17 protein-coding genes are annotated in these 16,180 nt (G+C 63.7%); 7 read left to right on the top strand and 10 right to left on the bottom strand.

Annotated features, from left to right (window positions below; translation table 11 throughout):
- Window positions 1-156 precede the first annotated feature (156 nt).
- The 4 genes from hemP to RP6297_RS08935 all read right to left on the bottom strand — a co-directional run bounded on the left by hemP (window position 157) and on the right by RP6297_RS08935 (window position 2,543).
- Window positions 157-438, bottom strand: a complete 282-nt coding sequence (gene hemP, locus RP6297_RS08950) for a hemin uptake protein HemP (RefSeq protein ID WP_009240984.1) — start codon at window positions 436-438, stop codon at window positions 157-159.
- Between the two features lie 244 nt (window positions 439-682).
- Entirely contained in the window at window positions 683-1,093 is a 411-nt protein-coding gene (locus RP6297_RS08945; RefSeq protein WP_009240983.1) for an ExbD/TolR family protein, read from the bottom strand.
- 9 nt (window positions 1,094-1,102) lie between these two features.
- The gene (locus RP6297_RS08940; protein WP_009240982.1) at window positions 1,103-1,831 is read right to left on the bottom strand and encodes a MotA/TolQ/ExbB proton channel family protein; all 729 of its coding nucleotides are present in this window, start codon (window positions 1,829-1,831) and stop codon (window positions 1,103-1,105) included.
- Between the two features lie 49 nt (window positions 1,832-1,880).
- On the bottom strand, window positions 1,881-2,543 hold the full coding sequence (locus tag RP6297_RS08935) for an energy transducer TonB (RefSeq protein WP_009240981.1): 663 nt from the start codon (window positions 2,541-2,543) through the stop codon (window positions 1,881-1,883).
- 515 nt (window positions 2,544-3,058) lie between these two features.
- On the opposite strand from RP6297_RS08935, the gene RP6297_RS08930 reads away from it, so the two are divergent.
- From RP6297_RS08930 to RP6297_RS08905, 6 genes are all read left to right on the top strand, one after another.
- Window positions 3,059-5,380 carry an AAA family ATPase gene (locus tag RP6297_RS08930; RefSeq protein ID WP_009240979.1) on the top strand — a complete coding sequence of 774 codons (2,322 nt, stop codon included), beginning with the start codon at window positions 3,059-3,061 and terminating at the stop codon, window positions 5,378-5,380.
- A 75-nt stretch (window positions 5,381-5,455) separates the two neighbouring features.
- On the top strand, window positions 5,456-6,736 hold the full coding sequence (locus tag RP6297_RS08925) for a hypothetical protein (protein ID WP_009240978.1): 1,281 nt from the start codon (window positions 5,456-5,458) through the stop codon (window positions 6,734-6,736).
- A 45-nt stretch (window positions 6,737-6,781) separates the two neighbouring features.
- Complete coding sequence (ubiU, locus tag RP6297_RS08920) at window positions 6,782-7,798, top strand: ubiquinone anaerobic biosynthesis protein UbiU (protein ID WP_009240977.1); 1,017 nt, start codon at window positions 6,782-6,784, stop codon at window positions 7,796-7,798.
- A gap of 10 nt (window positions 7,799-7,808) precedes the next feature.
- Entirely contained in the window at window positions 7,809-8,699 is an 891-nt protein-coding gene (locus RP6297_RS08915; RefSeq protein ID WP_009240976.1) for a U32 family peptidase, read from the top strand.
- Complete coding sequence (ubiT, locus tag RP6297_RS08910) at window positions 8,696-9,121, top strand: ubiquinone anaerobic biosynthesis accessory factor UbiT (protein WP_004634367.1); 426 nt, start codon at window positions 8,696-8,698, stop codon at window positions 9,119-9,121. The genes RP6297_RS08915 and ubiT overlap by 4 nt, the downstream gene beginning before the upstream one ends.
- Before the next feature lie 13 nt (window positions 9,122-9,134).
- Entirely contained in the window at window positions 9,135-9,524 is a 390-nt protein-coding gene (locus RP6297_RS08905) for a putative zinc-binding protein (protein ID WP_009240975.1), read from the top strand.
- 20 nt (window positions 9,525-9,544) lie between these two features.
- Here RP6297_RS08905 and RP6297_RS08900 read toward each other — a convergent pair whose 3' ends face one another.
- The 5 genes from RP6297_RS08900 to RP6297_RS08880 form a co-directional block, all read right to left on the bottom strand.
- Window positions 9,545-10,222 (bottom strand): Crp/Fnr family transcriptional regulator, encoded by a 678-nt coding sequence (locus tag RP6297_RS08900; RefSeq protein WP_009240974.1) that lies wholly within the window; start codon window positions 10,220-10,222, stop codon window positions 9,545-9,547.
- A gap of 4 nt (window positions 10,223-10,226) precedes the next feature.
- A complete protein-coding gene (locus RP6297_RS08895) occupies window positions 10,227-10,940 on the bottom strand; it encodes an anaerobic ribonucleoside-triphosphate reductase activating protein (protein WP_037028529.1) in 714 nt (237 codons plus the stop codon).
- Window positions 10,903-11,079 carry an anaerobic ribonucleoside-triphosphate reductase gene (gene nrdD, locus RP6297_RS08890; RefSeq protein WP_004634363.1) on the bottom strand — a complete coding sequence of 59 codons (177 nt, stop codon included), beginning with the start codon at window positions 11,077-11,079 and terminating at the stop codon, window positions 10,903-10,905. The genes RP6297_RS08895 and nrdD overlap by 38 nt, the downstream gene beginning before the upstream one ends.
- Complete coding sequence (locus RP6297_RS08885; protein ID WP_009240972.1) at window positions 11,076-13,139, bottom strand: ribonucleoside triphosphate reductase; 2,064 nt, start codon at window positions 13,137-13,139, stop codon at window positions 11,076-11,078. Before RP6297_RS08885 ends, nrdD begins: the two co-directional genes overlap by 4 nt.
- A gap of 136 nt (window positions 13,140-13,275) precedes the next feature.
- Entirely contained in the window at window positions 13,276-13,617 is a 342-nt protein-coding gene (locus tag RP6297_RS08880) for a DHCW motif cupin fold protein (protein WP_009240971.1), read from the bottom strand.
- A 368-nt stretch (window positions 13,618-13,985) separates the two neighbouring features.
- On the opposite strand from RP6297_RS08880, the gene RP6297_RS08875 reads away from it, so the two are divergent.
- Window positions 13,986-15,263 (top strand): dicarboxylate/amino acid:cation symporter, encoded by a 1,278-nt coding sequence (locus tag RP6297_RS08875; protein WP_009240970.1) that lies wholly within the window; start codon window positions 13,986-13,988, stop codon window positions 15,261-15,263.
- A 60-nt stretch (window positions 15,264-15,323) separates the two neighbouring features.
- Here the strand turns inward: RP6297_RS08875 and murI are convergent, their stop codons facing one another.
- Window positions 15,324-16,172 carry a glutamate racemase gene (gene murI / locus RP6297_RS08870; protein ID WP_009240969.1) on the bottom strand — a complete coding sequence of 283 codons (849 nt, stop codon included), beginning with the start codon at window positions 16,170-16,172 and terminating at the stop codon, window positions 15,324-15,326.
- Between the last annotated feature and the right edge of the window lie 8 nt (window positions 16,173-16,180).

Here is a 16,180-nt window from a genome sequence, read left to right as displayed (position 1 = left end):
GCGCGGCAGCAGTCGCGCCCTTTTCTTTGGGCGTGCACGATGCTGGCAAAGAAAGGCGTGGCTGGCGTTCGTCCGGCAATGCGAAATGACGAGGACTGGCTACGGCCGAATGTCTCCTGAGAGAGACGTCCCCACAAAGCCGTGCGTGCTGCGGTGTTACTTGGTCAGGATCAACTTGCCGAAGCGCGTCACGCGGAGCGTGTAGACCGCGCCGTTGTGACGGATCGCCACCGCGTTCTGGCCGGCAAAGAGTTGTTCGGAAGTCATCATCCGCGTGTCGCCGATGGCGGTGGGAATGTCGCGAACAGCTTCGGATGCAGTCGATGCGGTAGACGTTGCGGACGCGGCATTCAGATCAGCGGGGCGCTTGCGGGCCACGATGACATGGCGACGGCGGCTCACGGTACGTCCTGCGTCTTGGTGTTCGGAAGCGTTCATGGCGATGTCCTGGCGGGCGGAAACATGGGCTGAGACGTAGGCTGGCAAAGGGTTTCCAGCGAATGCCAAATATATTAAATGAGAATCGTTATCATTACAAGCGCTGACTGACGATGTGCTGATCCATGCCTGAAAAAACAAAACCGGGCGCGAGGCCCGGTCGTGTAGACGTGCTGTGAGTCAGCCGTGCCGCGACGCCGGACGTTCTGCGAGAACGGCGGTCGGGCAGCGTGGTGATGCCGCCTTAGTGCTGCGGCTCTGTTACAAAGCCGATGCGCGAGAGGCCGCCGCGCTGGATGGACGCCATGACCTGCGCCACGCGCTCGTAGCGCACGTTGCGGTCTGCGCGCAAGTGCATCTCAGGTTGCGGCTGCTGTTGCGCGGCCTGCGCGATGTCGGCTTGCAGCGTGGCCTCGTCGACCGGCTGGTTGTTCCAGAACACCTGGCCTTCTGCGTTGATCTCGACGTTCACGCTTTGTGGCTTGGCGTCGTCGGGTTTGTTGGACGCGCGCGGCAGGTCGATCTTCACCGCGTGGTTGATCACCGGAATGGTGATGATGAAGATGATCAGCAGCACCAGCATGACGTCGACCAGCGGCGTCATGTTGATCTCGCTCATCACCTCGTCATCGTTGTCGAAAGATCCGAAGGACATGGTCTCTCCTTACTGCTGCTTGACAGCAGTCAGGCGCACGCCGGCGTCATCACGCGAGGCGCCCGGGCGCAGGCGCGCACCGGTCACGAAGTAGGCGTGCAGGTCGTGCGCAAAGCGGTTCAGCTTGGCGATGATGGCCTTGTTGCCCCGCGTGAGGGCGTTGTAGCCGAGCACCGCCGGAATGGCCACAGCCAGGCCGAAGGCCGTCATGATGAGCGATTCGCCCACGGGGCCGGCCACCTTGTCGATGGTCGGCACGCCCACTGCGCCGATACCGAGCAGGGCGTGATAGATGCCCCACACCGTGCCGAACAGACCGACGAACGGTGCGGTCGAGCCGACCGATGCCAGCACGGCCAAGCCCGATTGCATTTGCCCCACGGCCTCATCGATGGCGCTCTTGAGCGAGCGGGTGATCCAGTCGGAAATGTCCATCACATCATGCAGCTGCGGTTGGCTGGCGCGGTGATGCTGCGCCGCTTCCCGGCCCGTTTGTGCGAGCGTGTGGAAAGGGTTGTCCTTGGGCGAGCCGAGCGTCTGTATGGCGTGATCGAAATCATCCGAGTGCCAGAAACGCTTTTCAGCGCCTTGTGCCATCGACTTCAGACGCACGATGTCCCACGCCTTGGTGAAGATGACGATCCACGAGGCGAGCGACATGATGAGCAGCAGAATCGCCGTCGCGCGGGTGACGACGTCGCCTTGTGTCCAGAGGTGGGAAAGACCGAGTTCCTGCATGATGAATATCCTGAATTGAGCGAGAGGCTAAGCGAAAAGCGGAATCGAATTAGTTGTCGAGCTTGAAGACGAACGGCTTGCTGGCCACCACGGGCACGGCGCGGCCGTTCTGCTTGTACGGGCTGCACTTGATGGCGCGCGCGGCATCGGCGGCAGCGCGGTCCAGGCGAGGCGAGCCGGACGACGACGTGACCGCAACATTGGTGACCTCACCGGCCGTGCCGATGGAAATCTTGACCATGGCGCGGCCTTCCTCGCCCATTTTCTGCGACATGCTGGGATAGACGAGCGGCGGCTCGCTGCACTGGATGTCGTTGATGCCGACGCTGATCGGACCGGACGAAACGGGGGCCGGCGCGGGCGCTTGTTCAGGGGCCGGTGCCGGCGGTGCGGGCGGTGCGGCGGGCACCACGGGGGCGTTGTCCGATGGCGGGAGCATGGGCGTCGGCATCGGCATCGGCATGGGCTTGGGTTGCGCGACCGGCCTGACGATGTTGACAGGCTTGGGCGCCTCTTGCTTGACCGGCTGCTGCTTGGGCGGCTCCGGCTGCTTGATCGGCTCAGGCGCGGCCGGAATGATGTGCGCCTGGATTTCCAGCGGTTCTTCGACAGTCGGGCGCGGTGCGATCAGGCCAAGCTGAATCAGCATCAGCACGCCCGCGTGCATCAACAGCACGACGACGAGAATCTTGAGAGTACGAGGGTGAATCATCAACGACCGGGAATCGAAAGCAGAAAAAGGAATGCGATGCGATGGTGGTGGGATGACCAACGAAAGCGGCGCAGCGTCAGCGCTTGCCGAAGACGATCAGTGAAATCCCAATGCTGATGAGCAGACTCAGGAGCAATTCCATGGCGCCTAGCGTTGAAGCCGGCGGGGTCGTCGCCAGCGTGACAGGTATTGTAGGCCTGCAACTGCAACAGTGTTGCGACAACCGAGCAAGGTTTGTGTTCAGCCAACTGTGTCGATAGGCGAAGTATAAACGATAATGATTCCTATTTGCGTGAAAATCCCCTGTCTTTCGTGGGGTAGGAATCACGTCCAGACGACTGATGGCATGAAACTACCTGTGCGGGCGGTTGGCGATTCCGGGAGCGGTTGGCTCGCAACTTGCAAAGACACGGGTCCTCCCGGGGTACGCTGTGTGTGCAAACGCGCTAGGATGAAAGGCATTCAAACACGGTGACCGGCCGGCCAACCGTGAAACGGGGAAGAAGGGGGCGACCATGGATGAAGCCAACCTCAACATGGACGACGCTGAAGACGATGGCACGTTCGTCCCCACGGGCGGCAGGCAGCCGCAGGCGCTGCTGTTGTCCTCGCTCGATTCCATGTGCGCACAGTTTGCGTTGCGCACGGTCTGCACGATGGGACTGCGCTTCAACCTGCGCACCAATATCAACGACATCCTCACCGTTTGCGCGCCGGAGCTGATCTGGCCCGTCACGGTCATCCAGCGCCTGCAGCGCTTTTTGTCTGCGCGCTGCGCCGACATGCCGGGCTGGCGCGCTGTCGGCAAGCTCGACCTGCCCACCTTCATGGACCGCCACGGCCAGTGGAGCAGCGCCTTCGATGAAAGCTCGCTGTTCTATTACCTGGACGAGTACGTCAAGCATCACGCCAAGGACATGTTCACGGTGTTCGGCGCGTCGTGCGATGCGCTGGGCGAGCGGCTCGCCAGCGAGCGCGTCCTGCTGGTCAGCAACATCGACATGCTGGCCCGTGTGCTGGGCCTGCCACCACACGAACGCGCGCTGCTGCTGTTTGCGTCCCTGGTGAAGTACAAGCGCGACCTGCGCGCGGTGATGGTCGACTGCAAGGTCGCGCACAGCCAGGAAGCGTTCCAGTTGCTCGCGAGCCTGGCGGGGGCCAGCACGGCCGAAGTTGCTGCGTCATTGCGGCCAGGTTCGCGGCTGGAGACGCTGGGGCTGATCGAGCCGCCGCTGCCCGAAAACAGCGTCACCGACCTGGGCGATCTGATGCGTATCTCCGACCGCCTCCTGCACGTGCTGCTGGGCGACTACGCCTGCGAGGCCGACATGATGGCCGTCTTCACGCGCCCCGCGCCGTCGACCACGCTGTCGCAGTCCGACTATCCGCATGTGGAAACCGATGCGCGCTACCTTACGGCGCTGTTGGAGAACGCCTCGCAGCAGCGCGCGGCCGGCGTGAACATCCTGCTGTATGGCGCGCCTGGCACTGGCAAGACGGAACTGGCCCGCGTGCTGGCGCGCGACGCTGGCTGCGAACTGTACGAGGTGGATTGCCTCGACAAGGACGGCAACAGCCTCACGGGCAAAGACCGCTATCGCTCGCTGCAGGTGTCGCAGGCGTTCCTGCGCGGGCGGCCCGGCGCGGTGCTGCTGTTCGACGAGGTGGAAGACGTCTTCCCCGGCCCGACGCGCGAGCTGATGAGCCTCTTTGGCCACGAAGAGCCGCGTGGCTCCGTCAACGGCAAGGCGTGGGTGAACCAGACGCTGGAGCAGAACCCGGTGCCGGTGATCTGGGTGTCGAATTCCATCCGCCAGATCGACCCGGCGTATCTGCGCCGATTCCAGTTCCACCTCGAGCTGAAGGTGCCGCCGCCGACGGTGCGCGAAAGCATCATCCGCAAGCATCTGGAAGGGCTGGAGGTGTCGGACGCATTCATGGCCAAGCTGGCGGCGCGCAAGACCCTCACGCCCGCGCAGATCGATTCTGCCGCACGCTTTGCGCGCCTGACGCAGCCGGCAATGGAAGAGCCTGCCGAATCCCTGATCGAGCGTCAGCTCGACCACGCAGACCAGGCGATGGGTTTGCGGCCGGAGGTGCAAGCGCACCGCGTCGTGACCGAATACAAGCTGGACTATCTGAACCTTGAGACACGGTTTTCCGTCGAGCGCATCATCGAGGCGCTGCGCGCGCGGCGACGCGGCACATTGTGTTTCTATGGGCCGCCGGGTACGGGCAAGACGGTGCTGGCCGAGCATATCGCGGCGCAGCTCGACATGCCGTTGCTGATTCGCCGCGCGTCCGACTTGATGAGCAAGTACGTCGGCGAAACCGAGCAGCAGATCGCGGCGATGTTCTCGCGCGCCGAAGAGGAACGCGCACTGCTGCTGCTCGACGAGGCGGACAGCTTCATGCAGAGCCGCCAGGGCGCTGTGCGCAATTACGAGGTGTCGGAAGTCAACGAGATGCTGCAGGGCATGGAGCGCTTTGACGGCATCTTCATCTGCACGACCAATTTGTTTGATCGGATTGATGAGGCGGCGCTGCGGCGGTTTGCATTCAAGATCCGCTTCAAGCCGCTGGTGCGTGCGCAGCGCGAGCAGATGTTCATTGCCGAGGCGCTGGGGGGCAAGGCGGAGGCACTCAAGCCTGTGTGGCGCGAGATGTTGGCGTCTCTCGACATGCTCACGCCGGGCGACTTTGCGGTGGTCAAGCAGCAGTCTGTGCTGCTGGGCGAGACGCTTGAACCCGAAGCTTTCCTTGCACAATTGCGGCAGGAGCATTCCATCAAGCCGGAACTGCGCGAGCGGCGCTCCATTGGATTCACACCGCGCTGACGCTTAATACATATCAAGCGCATGCAGCCGCGTCTGCGCTAACCTGGTCGGTTGGACAGATCTTCAGCCGCCCCGATGCCAACCGCCCCCACGCTGTTCTACGAACGCATGCCGCCCGCCGGCGTGGTGTTCGGCTGCCTGCTGCCAGTGCCGTGGGTGGGCGCGGCTGATGGTCTCCTGCTGGCGCTGGGCCCGTCTGCGGGTTTGCCCGACCGATTTGCTCCGCTATCGCTCGCGCTGGTTCACGCCTTGGTCGTGGGCATGTTATTGCCGGCGATGCTTGGTGCGCTATTTCAATTGCTTCCCGTGGTGGCCGGTGTGCCTGCGCGCGGCGCGGAATGGGTGTCGCCTTGGGTTGCGCTCTCATGCGTGGCAACGGCATCTGCGCTTGCAACGGGTTTCCTGGGCGCGGACCATCGCGCGTTCGTGCTGGCTGCTTGGTTGGGTGCGCCGCTGTTGGCGGTCCCTGCTGCGTTGATCATCCTTGCTGGCATGCGCGTGGGGCAGACACGCGCAACGCATGCGACGGTGCGGACACTGCGCCGCATCGGCTGGCCCTTGTTGGTCACGCTGGCGAGCGGCGCAACGCTTGGCACGGCATTGGCTAGCGGATGGTTTGCGCCATCGCCCGTGCTGTTGAACCTGCATGTCGGTTGGGGCCTCGGCGGCTGGCTGGCAACGTTGGTCGCGGGCGTGGCGTCGACGGTGTTGCCGATGTTCTGGCAGACGCGGCGTCTACCTGAGCCTTGGCATCGGCTGATGCCGTGGTGGCTGTGGGCGCCACTGGTCGTTGGCAGTCTATGCAGCGGTGTGGGCGATGCGGTGTTCTGGCAGACATGGGGATGGCTCGCCCTGGCAGCGCTGGCGCTGGTGGGCGTGCGTGCAGTGTGCAGCGCGCGTCGTCGGCACGATCCGGGCTGGCGGTTGTGGCTGGCCGCTGCCGTCGCCTGGCTCGTGGTTGCCATGTTGGGGCTGACCGCATCCTGGCTGCCGTCAGACTGGCCCATCGCATGGGAGATCGGCGCGCTGGCCGTCGTGGGCGGTGGCGTGCTGCCAGTCAACGCGATGCTTGGCAAGATCATCCCGTTCATGATCTGGATGCACCTGCGCAGGCGGGTGCCGCGGCATGTGCGGCTGCCGGCCATGCAAACGTTGATCGGTGAGCGGCAACAGCATTGGCATGCTCGCCTGCTGCTGTTCGTGTTGCTGGCGTTGTTGCTGGTGCCGCTGCATCCTGAGCGGATGGCGATGGTCGCGGGCCTGCTGTTCGCGCTGGCGCACGTGTGGCTGGGTGCGATGCTGTGCCGAGCGCTGCTGACGTTTCGCCGTGTCTCGCGAGCGTTTGCGCCCGCTTGACGGAACGCAAAACCACATTGGCGGACAAGTCGCAGACTGGCCGCCATGACACAGAACGCTTCCCCCATTGAACTCGTGGCGCCCGCCGGCAGCCTGGCCGCGCTCAAGGCGGCCGTGGAGGCCGGGGCCGATACCGTCTACCTCGGCTTGAAGAATGCGACCAACGCGCGCAACTTCGCCGGCCTGAACTTTACCGAGAGCGACATCCGAGCCGGCGTCGAATTTGCGCATCGGAAAGGGCGCCAGGTGCTGTTTGCCATCAACACGTTTCCGCAGCCTGGCCGTGCCATCGAGTGGCACATGGCAATCGATGCTGCCTACATGCTGGGCGCCGATGCCGTGATCCTGGCCGACCCCGGGCTGATGGCCTATGCATGCGAGCGCTATCCCAACCTTCGGCTGCATCTATCCGTGCAGGGTTCGGCAACGCATGCCGACGCCATCGAGCTCATGCGTGAGCAGTTCGGCATCCACCGCGCCGTCCTGCCGCGCGTGCTGACCTTGACCGAAGTCGAACGTGTGATCCAGCAGACTTCGGTGCAGATCGAGGTATTCGGTTTTGGCAGCCTGTGCGTGATGGCTGAAGGTCGTTGCCTGCTGTCGTCGTATGCCACGGGGGATTCACCCAACAACAAGGGTGTGTGTTCGCCGGCGCACGCGGTGCGCTGGGTCGAGCGCGACGGCAGTCTGGATGCACGCCTGAACAACATCATGATCGACCAATACGCACCGGGCGAACCGGCTGGGTATCCGACGCTGTGCAAGGGGCGCTTCCTCGTCGACGGTGAGGTCGACCACGTGCTCGAAGAACCCACGAGCCTCAATGCGCTCAGCCTGTTGCCCAGGCTGCTCGCCATGGGTGTGTCGGCGATCAAGATCGAGGGGCGTCAGCGCAGTCCGGCGTACGTTGCGCAGGTGGTGGCCACATTGCGCGCCGCATTGGATGCTGCACAGGCGGACCCGGCGCGCTTCTCGGTCAAGCCCGATTGGCAGGCCGCACTCGTGCGCCACGCAGAAGGCGCGCACGTCACGCAAGGTGCGTTTGATCGGCCCTGGAAATAGAAGGCACATCATGTCTTACGAAATTTCGCTTGGTCCGCTGCTGTACTACTGGCCGCGGCTACAGACGTTCGACTTTTACGCAGAAGTGGCCGCTAGCCCTGTCGACATCGTCTATGTGGGCGAGACGGTTTGCAGCCGCCGCCACGAATTGCGCGCGGACGACTGGCTCGATATCGCCGCCATGCTGCGCGAGGCTGGCAAGTCGGTTGTGCTGTCGACGCGCACGCTCATCGAAACCAGTGCCGAGGCGCAGGCGTTGCGCAAGCAGTGTCAGCAGGACGTCTGGATGGTCGAAGCCGGCGAGCTTGGCGCCGTGCGGTTGCTGAACGGTCGGCCATTCGTTGCCGGGCCGCATTGCAACGCGTATCACGGCGCGACCCTGGCGTGGCTGGCTGGGCTGGGCGCGGTGCGTGCGGTCATGCCGCTGGAGATGAGCCAGGCCACACTGGCCGGCCTGATGCGCGAGAAGCCAGCCGAATTGGCGATCGAAGCGATGGTGTGGGGACGCTTGCCGCTGGCATTTTCCGCACGCTGCTTTACGGCGCGGCACTTTCGCCTCAACAAGGACGACTGCGGATTCCGCTGCATCGAGCATCCCGATGGCCTGGCGGTGCGCACGCGCGAAGGGCAGGAGTTTCTCGCCATCAACGGTATCCAGACGCAATCCGGGCAATGCCTCGACATTCTCGATCAGGCGCCCGCGCTGTCTGCGCTGGGTGTGAAGGTGTTGCGTGTCAGCCCGCAATCGCGCGGCACGCTGGACGCCGTGGCAGCACTGGATGCCCTGCGCCTGCGCCTGGGCCTGCCTGTGCGGGACGTGCAGCCGCCGGAGGGCATTGGGCGCTGCAATGGCTACTGGCATGGGCAGTCCGGCATTGAGTGGCTGGAGATGCCGCAATGACGCGCCTGCGCCCACCCGAAGTCTTCGTTCGCATGGCGCGCAGCCTACCGGTGCCGCTCACATCGTTCCCCTTTGTGATGGGGCTCGATCTCGCCCGCCGCCTGTCTTGGCTGACGCCGCCCCCGGAGTTGGACGGGCGGCGCTTTGCCATCACCGTGGAGGACCTGGGCTTGCGCGCCTGTTTTTGCTGCCGCGGTGGAGCGTTCCACATGTTTTCTGCGTCAAGCTCCGAACCTGAGCTGGAGTTGCGTGCAGGCATGGGCGATTTCGTTGCGCTCATTCGCGGCACTGCCGACGCGGACACGCTGTTCTTCCAGCGCCGCCTCAAGATTGCGGGGGACACGGAGCTTGGGCTGATTGTCAAGAACTGGCTCGATGCGGCCGCACGCCCGGCGTGGCTTGCACGCTGGCAATCGCGGTAGGGAGAGGGGCGCCATGTCATCACGCGCGTTGCCCCTCGTCTATGCCTGCTCGGGTTGTTCGAGCGTGGCGCAAGCGGCAAACCGCCTGGCCGTCGATTTGGACCGTGCAGGCAGGGCAGAGATGTCTTGTATCAGCGGTGTCGGCGGCGGTGTTCGCGCGCTCGTCAAGACAGCACGCAGCGGACGGCCTATTCTCGCGCTCGACGGTTGTGCACTGGCGTGCGTCAGGGCCTGTCTGGCAACGGTGGGCGTGGCACCGGACGTTCACCTCGTGCTCAACCAGTGCGGCGCCAAGAAGCGTTATCACGCTGATTGCAGCGACGATGAATTGAGTGCTGCCGCCGCGCTGGTGGATGATGCCGTCAACACGCTCAAGCATCGGCCCGACACCGCAGGCGATTGACCTGCGTCGAGCTTCTACTGCTATCCCGCCATGAGCTGACGCTGCAACGCCGTGGTGTTTTGGATCACGACCTCGCGGCCTTCCACGCGGATCAACCCGTCGCGAATCAACTGTCGCAGCGTGCGGGACAGCGTGGCCGGTGCCAGCCCGAGCTTGGACGCGACCAGACTCTTGCTGCATGGAAACCGCGTGCGATCAAACTTGCGCGGCAGCGAGAGCAAATACCCGATCAGCCGTTCATTGGCGCTTTGCAGGTTCACGGTTTCGATGTCGCACATCAGCGTGTGCAGGCGGGTGGACAGCCCCGTCAACATCTGCCGCGCCAGGCGCGGATGCACGTGGAGTGCATCGTCGACGGCGCGCTTACCGATCCAGACAAGCAGGCTGTCTTCCATGGCTTGCGCATCTGCCGCGTAGGGGCGGTTCAGAAACATGAAGGGCTCGCCAAAGCACTCGCCGGGCCCGAAGAACTCGATGACCTTGCATTGGCCGTGCGCCCCCGGCAATACAAGTTTGATCGCACCGACCACCACGACATAGAAGCCATCGGCGTGGTCGCCACGGCGAAACGCGAAGTCGTGCCGCGACACGCGCACTGCGTGGCTGTCGCGCGCGAGCAAGGCAATGTCATCGTCGTCGAAGTCCAGGAACAGCGGGCTGTGCTTGAGCAGATCGCCCACATTGAGGGGGTCTTGCATGGTGTCACCGGCAACAGAAAGAAGAAAAGCTGGCAGCCAATGCGCGCTGGGTGCCCTCGCTGGGCAGCGTGATGGCCGGGGTTCCGGGGGCACTTCGGTAGGCTTGTAGTGCGTAGTGTTTCACGCCGCGCCGGCTGAGGTTTTGCGCCAGCGCAAGAAGTTGCGGTTCCGGCAACCAGTCGGGGTGCCATGTGGTGCGGCATTCGAATGCGCCGCCGTTCTGCAGCAGAAGATCCAGGCACGCATCGACCGGCGCTGCGCTGCCGCGGCGGCCCGTGAGCGCGTCGTAGTGCGGTGCGCTGGTCTTGATGTCGAGCCCCACCCAGTCCAGCTGCGGCAGTACGTCGGTCAGGCGCGCCGGATAGATGCCGCCGGTGTGCAGGCCAATCTTGTAGCCGAGCGCCCGCACGTCGCGTATCAGTTGCGGCAGGTGCGGCTCGCTCAGCGGTTCACCGCCCGAGAAGACCACCGCATCGAGCAGGCCCGTGCGACGCTGCAGAAAGGCGAAGACGTCGTTCCAATCCAGCGTGCGTGTCCGGGTCTGCAAGTGCGGGTTGTGGCAGTAATGACAGCGCCACGGGCAGCCGGCCACGAACACCACCGCCGCAAGCTGCCCGGGCCAGTCGACGCTGGAAAAAGGTGCCAGGCCGCCGATGGCCGGCGGCGGGCAGTGTGGCGGCTCAGCGGGCGCGGTCTTCAACGAAGAAGCGGCGTTCACGGAATTCCCCTTGCTTGCCGATATTGAATGAGCTGACGGGCCGGTGATAGCCCATCACGCGGGTCCAGACTTCGCAGCGCGTGCGCTGGCTGTCGTCGAGTGCAACGGTGCGGTTGGTGGTTTGTGCAACGGTGGTCATACGGAGGCTCCTTCGTGATGGAGGTGGGTGGAAGAACCTGGGGTGCCGGCCGCTGTGCAGCCGCACTTGCCGTGGGGCTGCTGGGCCAGCAGATCTGCATCGCATTTCGGACAGAACGTGTGATGGCCGGACAGATAGCCGTGTTTCGGGCAGATCGAAAACGTCGGGGTGATGGTGATGTACGGCAGGCGGAAGTTGGCCAGCGCGCGGCGCACGAGTTCCTTGCATGCCTGCGGCGATGAGATCGCTTCGTTCATGTACAGGTGCAGGACCGTGCCGCCCGTGTACTTGCTCTGCAGTGCTTCCTGGCGCGCCAGCGCTTCAAACGGGTCGTCGGTGTAGCCGACGGGCAACTGGCTTGAGTTGGTGTAATACGGCTGCGCGGTCGTACCGGCCTGCAGGATGCCAGGCCAGCGCTTGCGGTCTTCGCGGGCGAAGCGGTAGGTGGTGCCCTCTGCGGGTGTGGCTTCGAGGTTGTACAGGTGCCCGGTCGCCTCCTGGAATTCCGTCATGCGCTGACGTACGTGGTCGAGCAGGCGCACCGCCATGGCATGGCCGAATGGCGTGGTGATGTCGTCGGCATCGTGTGTGAAGTTGCGCACCATTTCGTTGATGCCGTTCACGCCCAGCGTACTGAAGTGGTTGCGCAGCGTGCCCAGGTATCGGCGCGTGTATGGATACAGCCCCTGATCGATCAGCCGCTGCACGAACTTGCGCTTGACCTCCAGCACATCGCGGCCGAGGGCGAGCAGCGTGTCCAGCCGCGCCAGCAGCGCTGCCTCATCGCCCGCGTAGAGATACCCCAGTCGTGCGCAGTTGACGGTCACGACGCCGATGGACCCGGTCTGCTCAGCCGAGCCAAACAACCCGTTGCCGCGCTTGAGCAGTTCGCGCAGGTCAAGCTGCAGGCGGCAGCACATCGAGCGCACCATGTGCGGCTCCAGGTCGGAGTTGAGGAAGTTCTGAAAGTAGGGCAGCCCGTAGCGCGCCGTCATCTCGAACAGCAACGTGGTGTTTGGATGCTCCCAATCGAAGTCCGACGTGATGTTGTAGGTCGGTATTGGGAACGTGAACGCGCGGTCTTTCGCATCGCCGGCCATCATGACCTCGATGTACGCGCGGTTGATCATGTCCATCTCGGGCTGGAGATCGCCGTAGGTGAAGGGCATCTCTTCGCCGCCGATGTAAGGAACCTGTTCGCGCAGGTCGGCCGGGCAAGTCCAGTCGAACGTGAGGTTGGTGAACGGCGTTTGCGTGCCCCAGCGGCTGGGTACGTTCAGGTTGTAGATCAGTTCCTGCATGGACTGCTTGACCGCGGCATACGACATCGCGTCGCGGCGGATGAACGGCGCCATGTAGGTATCGAACGAACTGAACGCCTGCGCGCCGGCCCACTCGTTCTGCAGCGTGCCCAGAAAGTTGACGATCTGCCCGATGGCTGCGGACATATGCCGCGGCGGCGTTGCCTCCACCTTGCCCGGCACGCCGTTGAATCCCTCCGTCAGCAACCGCCGCAACGACCAGCCTGCGCAGTAGCCCGAGAGCATGTCGAGATCGTGGATGTGGAGGTCGCCCTCGCGGTGCGCCGTGCCCGCTTCGGGGCTGTAGACGTGCGAAAGCCAGTAGTTGGCCGTGACCTTGCCCGCCACGTTCAGGATCAGGCCGCCCAGGCTGTAGCCCTGATTGGCGTTGGCGTTGACGCGCCAGTCGCGCTGCTCGAGGTACTCCTCCATCGTGCTTTCGACATCGACCAGCGTGTGCTTGAGCGAACGCAGCCGGGCGTGCTGTTCGCGGTAGACGATGTAGGCGCGCGCGGTGCGCCAATAGCCGGCGTCCACCAGCACCTCTTCCACGCAGTTCTGGATGATTTCGATACCTGGGCAGGGGAGCGGCGCAAGATGTGCAACCACGCCTGAGGTCAGGTGCTGCGCCTCGATGGTGTCGAATTCGCCGGTGGCCTGGCCGGCTGCGGCGATGGCCTGTCGAATCTTCTGCGCATCGAACGGCGCCAATGAACCGTCGCGCTTGGTGACTTGCCCAGTGACCTGTGTGCCCGTCATGAGGTACTCCATATAGTGGTATGGAGTCAGACTAGCACTACATATTGTGGTCTGTGAGCCTTAAAGACCTGGATCTTTGAATCGCTTGACCCCGGTCAACCCGGGCCGGGGCCGATGCGCAAGCCGGGTGTCCCGGTCAGTCAACGATGAGTAGTCGAGCGCCCTTTTTGGTGGTCGACTGATGGGCTTCTGCATCGTCGCCCACCTGATAGCTCATACCGGGCGTGAGCGTGAACGTGCGGCCGTCTTCCAGTGTGGTTTCCAGTTCGCCGTCAAGGCAGAACAGGATGTGGCCCTTCTTGCACCAATGGTCGGCCAGGTAGCCAGGCGTGTACTCCACCATGCGCACGCGGATGCGGTCCGACTCGTCGCCAAAGTAGCGCGTGCGCCAGATCGCCATGCCGGTTTCGCCGGCATGTTCGGTAGGTTCAACGGTAGACCAGTCGGTTGTGCCGAAGGCGAAGGGCGCCATTTTCATTGCAGGGCTCCGGTGGTGACATAAGCCCATGATGGTATCAGCGGCATACGTGGTACAGGCGTCGCTTTTCATGTGCTCGAAACAGCGCTTGTTGGTATGCCCCGACGGCATTGCGTGTCGCTCAATAATCCGCTTCGCACTGGCCAATTTCAGTGCTCATGCGGCATTGCAGCAGGGTGTCAACGGCGCCATATCAATGTATGCAGAAATTGCATGATGCTATGCAACATCGACATAACGATCGCCATGCGCTTCTCTAATATCGTCGCTTTTTACAAAGCATGACGAACTTGGGCCGGCCCTTGGCCCCATGAGATCTGCGTCTGCCGCGCGCCGTCTTCCGGCCACGGTATTCCTTGGAGAAAGTCTTGAACACCAAACGTCTGACCTCCCACATTGGGCTGGCAATGCTGCTGGGCATTGCCGTCGGCTGGGGTTGCCACGAATACGCCAAGGACGCTGCGGCGGCCAAGGACATCGCTTCGTACTTCAGCATCATCACCGACATCTTCCTGCGCATGATCAAGATGATCATCGCGCCGCTGGTGTTCTCGACCCTGGTGACGGGCCTGGCGAGCATGAGCGGCGGGCGTTCGGTGGGCCGCGTGGGCCTGCGCGCGATGATCTGGTTTGTGTGCGCGTCGGCCACGTCGCTGGCGCTGGGCATGCTGCTGGTCAACTTCTTCCAGCCGGGTGTGCACATGAACCTGGCGCTGCCGGATGTGTCGGCCACGTCGGGCCTGAAGACGGGTGACTTCACCCTCAAGGCCTTCATCACGCACGTGTTTCCGCGCAGCATCGTGGAGGCCATGGCCACCAACGAAATCCTGCAGATCTTGGTGTTCTCGCTGTTCTTCGGCGCCGCGCTGTCGACGATGAAGAATCCGATGGACAGTGTGATCGGCCGTGGCCTGGAAGAACTGACCAAGCTGATGTTCCGCATTACCGACTACGTGATGCGCTTTGCACCGCTGGGCGTATTTGCCGCCATGGCCGCTGCGATCACGGTGGAAGGCGTGGGCGTGCTGTGGACCTACGGCAAGCTGATCGGCGAGTTCTACCTGGGCCTGGCACTGCTGTGGGCGATCCTGTTCCTGGTGGGCTATGTGCTGCTGGGCCGCTCGCTGGGCCGTCTGCTGGGGCTGATTCGCGAGCCGACGCTGCTGGCGTTCGCCACCGCAAGCAGCGAATCCGCTTACCCGAAGACGATCGAGGCGCTGGACCGGTTTGGCGTGCCCAAGCGCATCTCCAGCTTCGTCCTGCCGCTGGGCTACTCGTTCAACCTGGATGGCTCGATGATGTACCAGGCGTTTGCGGTGCTGTTCATCGCGCAGGCCTACAACATCGAGATGAGCTTCACGCAACAGGTCACGCTGCTGCTGGTGCTGATGCTCACGAGCAAGGGGATGGCCGGCGTGGCGCGTGCATCGCTGGTGGTGGTGGCGGCGACGCTGCCGATGTTCCATCTGCCCGAAGCAGGTCTGCTGCTGATCATCGGGATCGACCAGTTCTTCGACATGGGCCGCACGGCAACCAACGTGATCGGCAACAGCCTGGCCACGGCCGTGGTGGCAAAGTACGAGCCGGCAGAAGACGAAGCGGCGGCGGACGTTGCCGAACCGGCAGTGCAACCGACGGTCGGCTGACATTCAGCCAAGATGACAATGCGCCGCCTTTCAGGGCGGCGTTGTCCTATTCGGGCGGCGTTATTCGGGCTGGGAAGCGAGCGACACCGCGACGGGGCTCAGGGGCGCGTCGCCAATGTCGACCCGCTGGGCCATTGGCGCCTCTCCGAGCAACGCAGCCACCATGGCTTGCAGCGGAAGCACATCGCCGGTGCTCATGAAGCATGGCGTTGCGGCTTGGCCCGATGCCTGCAATCCCGCTGCCGCGAGCGTGCGGCCCAGATGACGCGCGACGGCGTGTCCGGTGTCGATCAATGTCAACCGGTCGCCCGCAATCTCATGGATGGCATCTTCCAGGAAGGGGTAGTGCGTGCAGCCGAGCACCAACGTGTCGGCATTCGCATCGAGCATCGGTTGCAGATAGGCGCGCAGCAGTTCCAGCACCGCAGGCGAGTGGGTATCGCCGCGTTCGATCAGGGGGACGAGGCCGTAGCCGGGCTGGCTCAGCACCTTGCAATCGCCAGAGGCACCCGCCAGCAGGCGTGCAAACTTCTCGCTGCGCAGCGTGCTTTCGGTCGCGAGCACGCCGACCACACGGCTCTTCGACGTGGCAACCGCTGGCTTCAAGCCGGGCTCGACGCCAATCACCGGCACCGCGAGCTTTTCCCGCAGCACATGTACAGCCTGCGCCGTGGCGGTGTTGCAGGCGATCACCAACGCCTTGCAGCCTTGGTCGACGAGCCATTCGCACACACGGAGCGTGCGCTCGGCAATGAATTCGGGAGGTTTTTCCCCGTACGGGGCATGGCGGGAATCCGCCAGATAGAGAAGCGATTCGGCCGGCAGTTCGGCGCGAATCGCGCGCAGGACGGAGAGCCCGCCAAGGCCGGAATCAAAGACCCCGACCGGTGCCTGCGCGCGTGTCGTCATATTGAATG

The sequence above is a fragment of the Ralstonia pickettii genome (assembly GCF_016466415.2).
Lineage (GTDB): Bacteria > Pseudomonadota > Gammaproteobacteria > Burkholderiales > Burkholderiaceae > Ralstonia > Ralstonia pickettii.
This window is presented reverse-complemented; position numbering and strand designations above follow the sequence as displayed.

What these genes read in the sequence shown, in the direction of transcription:
- RP6297_RS08885 (WP_009240972.1), bottom strand. Translation starts at nt 13,139, where the DNA reads ATGACGGGCACACAGGTCACTGGGCAAGTCACCAAGCGCGACGGTTCA.
- hemP (WP_009240984.1), bottom strand. Translation starts at nt 438, where the DNA reads ATGAACGCTTCCGAACACCAAGACGCAGGACGTACCGTGAGCCGCCGT.
- ubiU (WP_009240977.1), top strand. Translation starts at nt 6,782, where the DNA reads ATGACACAGAACGCTTCCCCCATTGAACTCGTGGCGCCCGCCGGCAGC.
- RP6297_RS08905 (WP_009240975.1), top strand. Translation starts at nt 9,135, where the DNA reads ATGTCATCACGCGCGTTGCCCCTCGTCTATGCCTGCTCGGGTTGTTCG.
- RP6297_RS08925 (WP_009240978.1), top strand. Translation starts at nt 5,456, where the DNA reads ATGCCAACCGCCCCCACGCTGTTCTACGAACGCATGCCGCCCGCCGGC.
- RP6297_RS08900 (WP_009240974.1), bottom strand. Translation starts at nt 10,222, where the DNA reads ATGCAAGACCCCCTCAATGTGGGCGATCTGCTCAAGCACAGCCCGCTG.
- RP6297_RS08880 (WP_009240971.1), bottom strand. Translation starts at nt 13,617, where the DNA reads ATGAAAATGGCGCCCTTCGCCTTCGGCACAACCGACTGGTCTACCGTT.
- RP6297_RS08915 (WP_009240976.1), top strand. Translation starts at nt 7,809, where the DNA reads ATGTCTTACGAAATTTCGCTTGGTCCGCTGCTGTACTACTGGCCGCGG.
- RP6297_RS08940 (WP_009240982.1), bottom strand. Translation starts at nt 1,831, where the DNA reads ATGCAGGAACTCGGTCTTTCCCACCTCTGGACACAAGGCGACGTCGTC.
- RP6297_RS08945 (WP_009240983.1), bottom strand. Translation starts at nt 1,093, where the DNA reads ATGTCCTTCGGATCTTTCGACAACGATGACGAGGTGATGAGCGAGATC.
- ubiT (WP_004634367.1), top strand. Translation starts at nt 8,696, where the DNA reads ATGACGCGCCTGCGCCCACCCGAAGTCTTCGTTCGCATGGCGCGCAGC.
- murI (WP_009240969.1), bottom strand. Translation starts at nt 16,172, where the DNA reads ATGACGACACGCGCGCAGGCACCGGTCGGGGTCTTTGATTCCGGCCTT.
- RP6297_RS08935 (WP_009240981.1), bottom strand. Translation starts at nt 2,543, where the DNA reads ATGATTCACCCTCGTACTCTCAAGATTCTCGTCGTCGTGCTGTTGATG.
- RP6297_RS08930 (WP_009240979.1), top strand. Translation starts at nt 3,059, where the DNA reads ATGGATGAAGCCAACCTCAACATGGACGACGCTGAAGACGATGGCACG.
- nrdD (WP_004634363.1), bottom strand. Translation starts at nt 11,079, where the DNA reads ATGACCACCGTTGCACAAACCACCAACCGCACCGTTGCACTCGACGAC.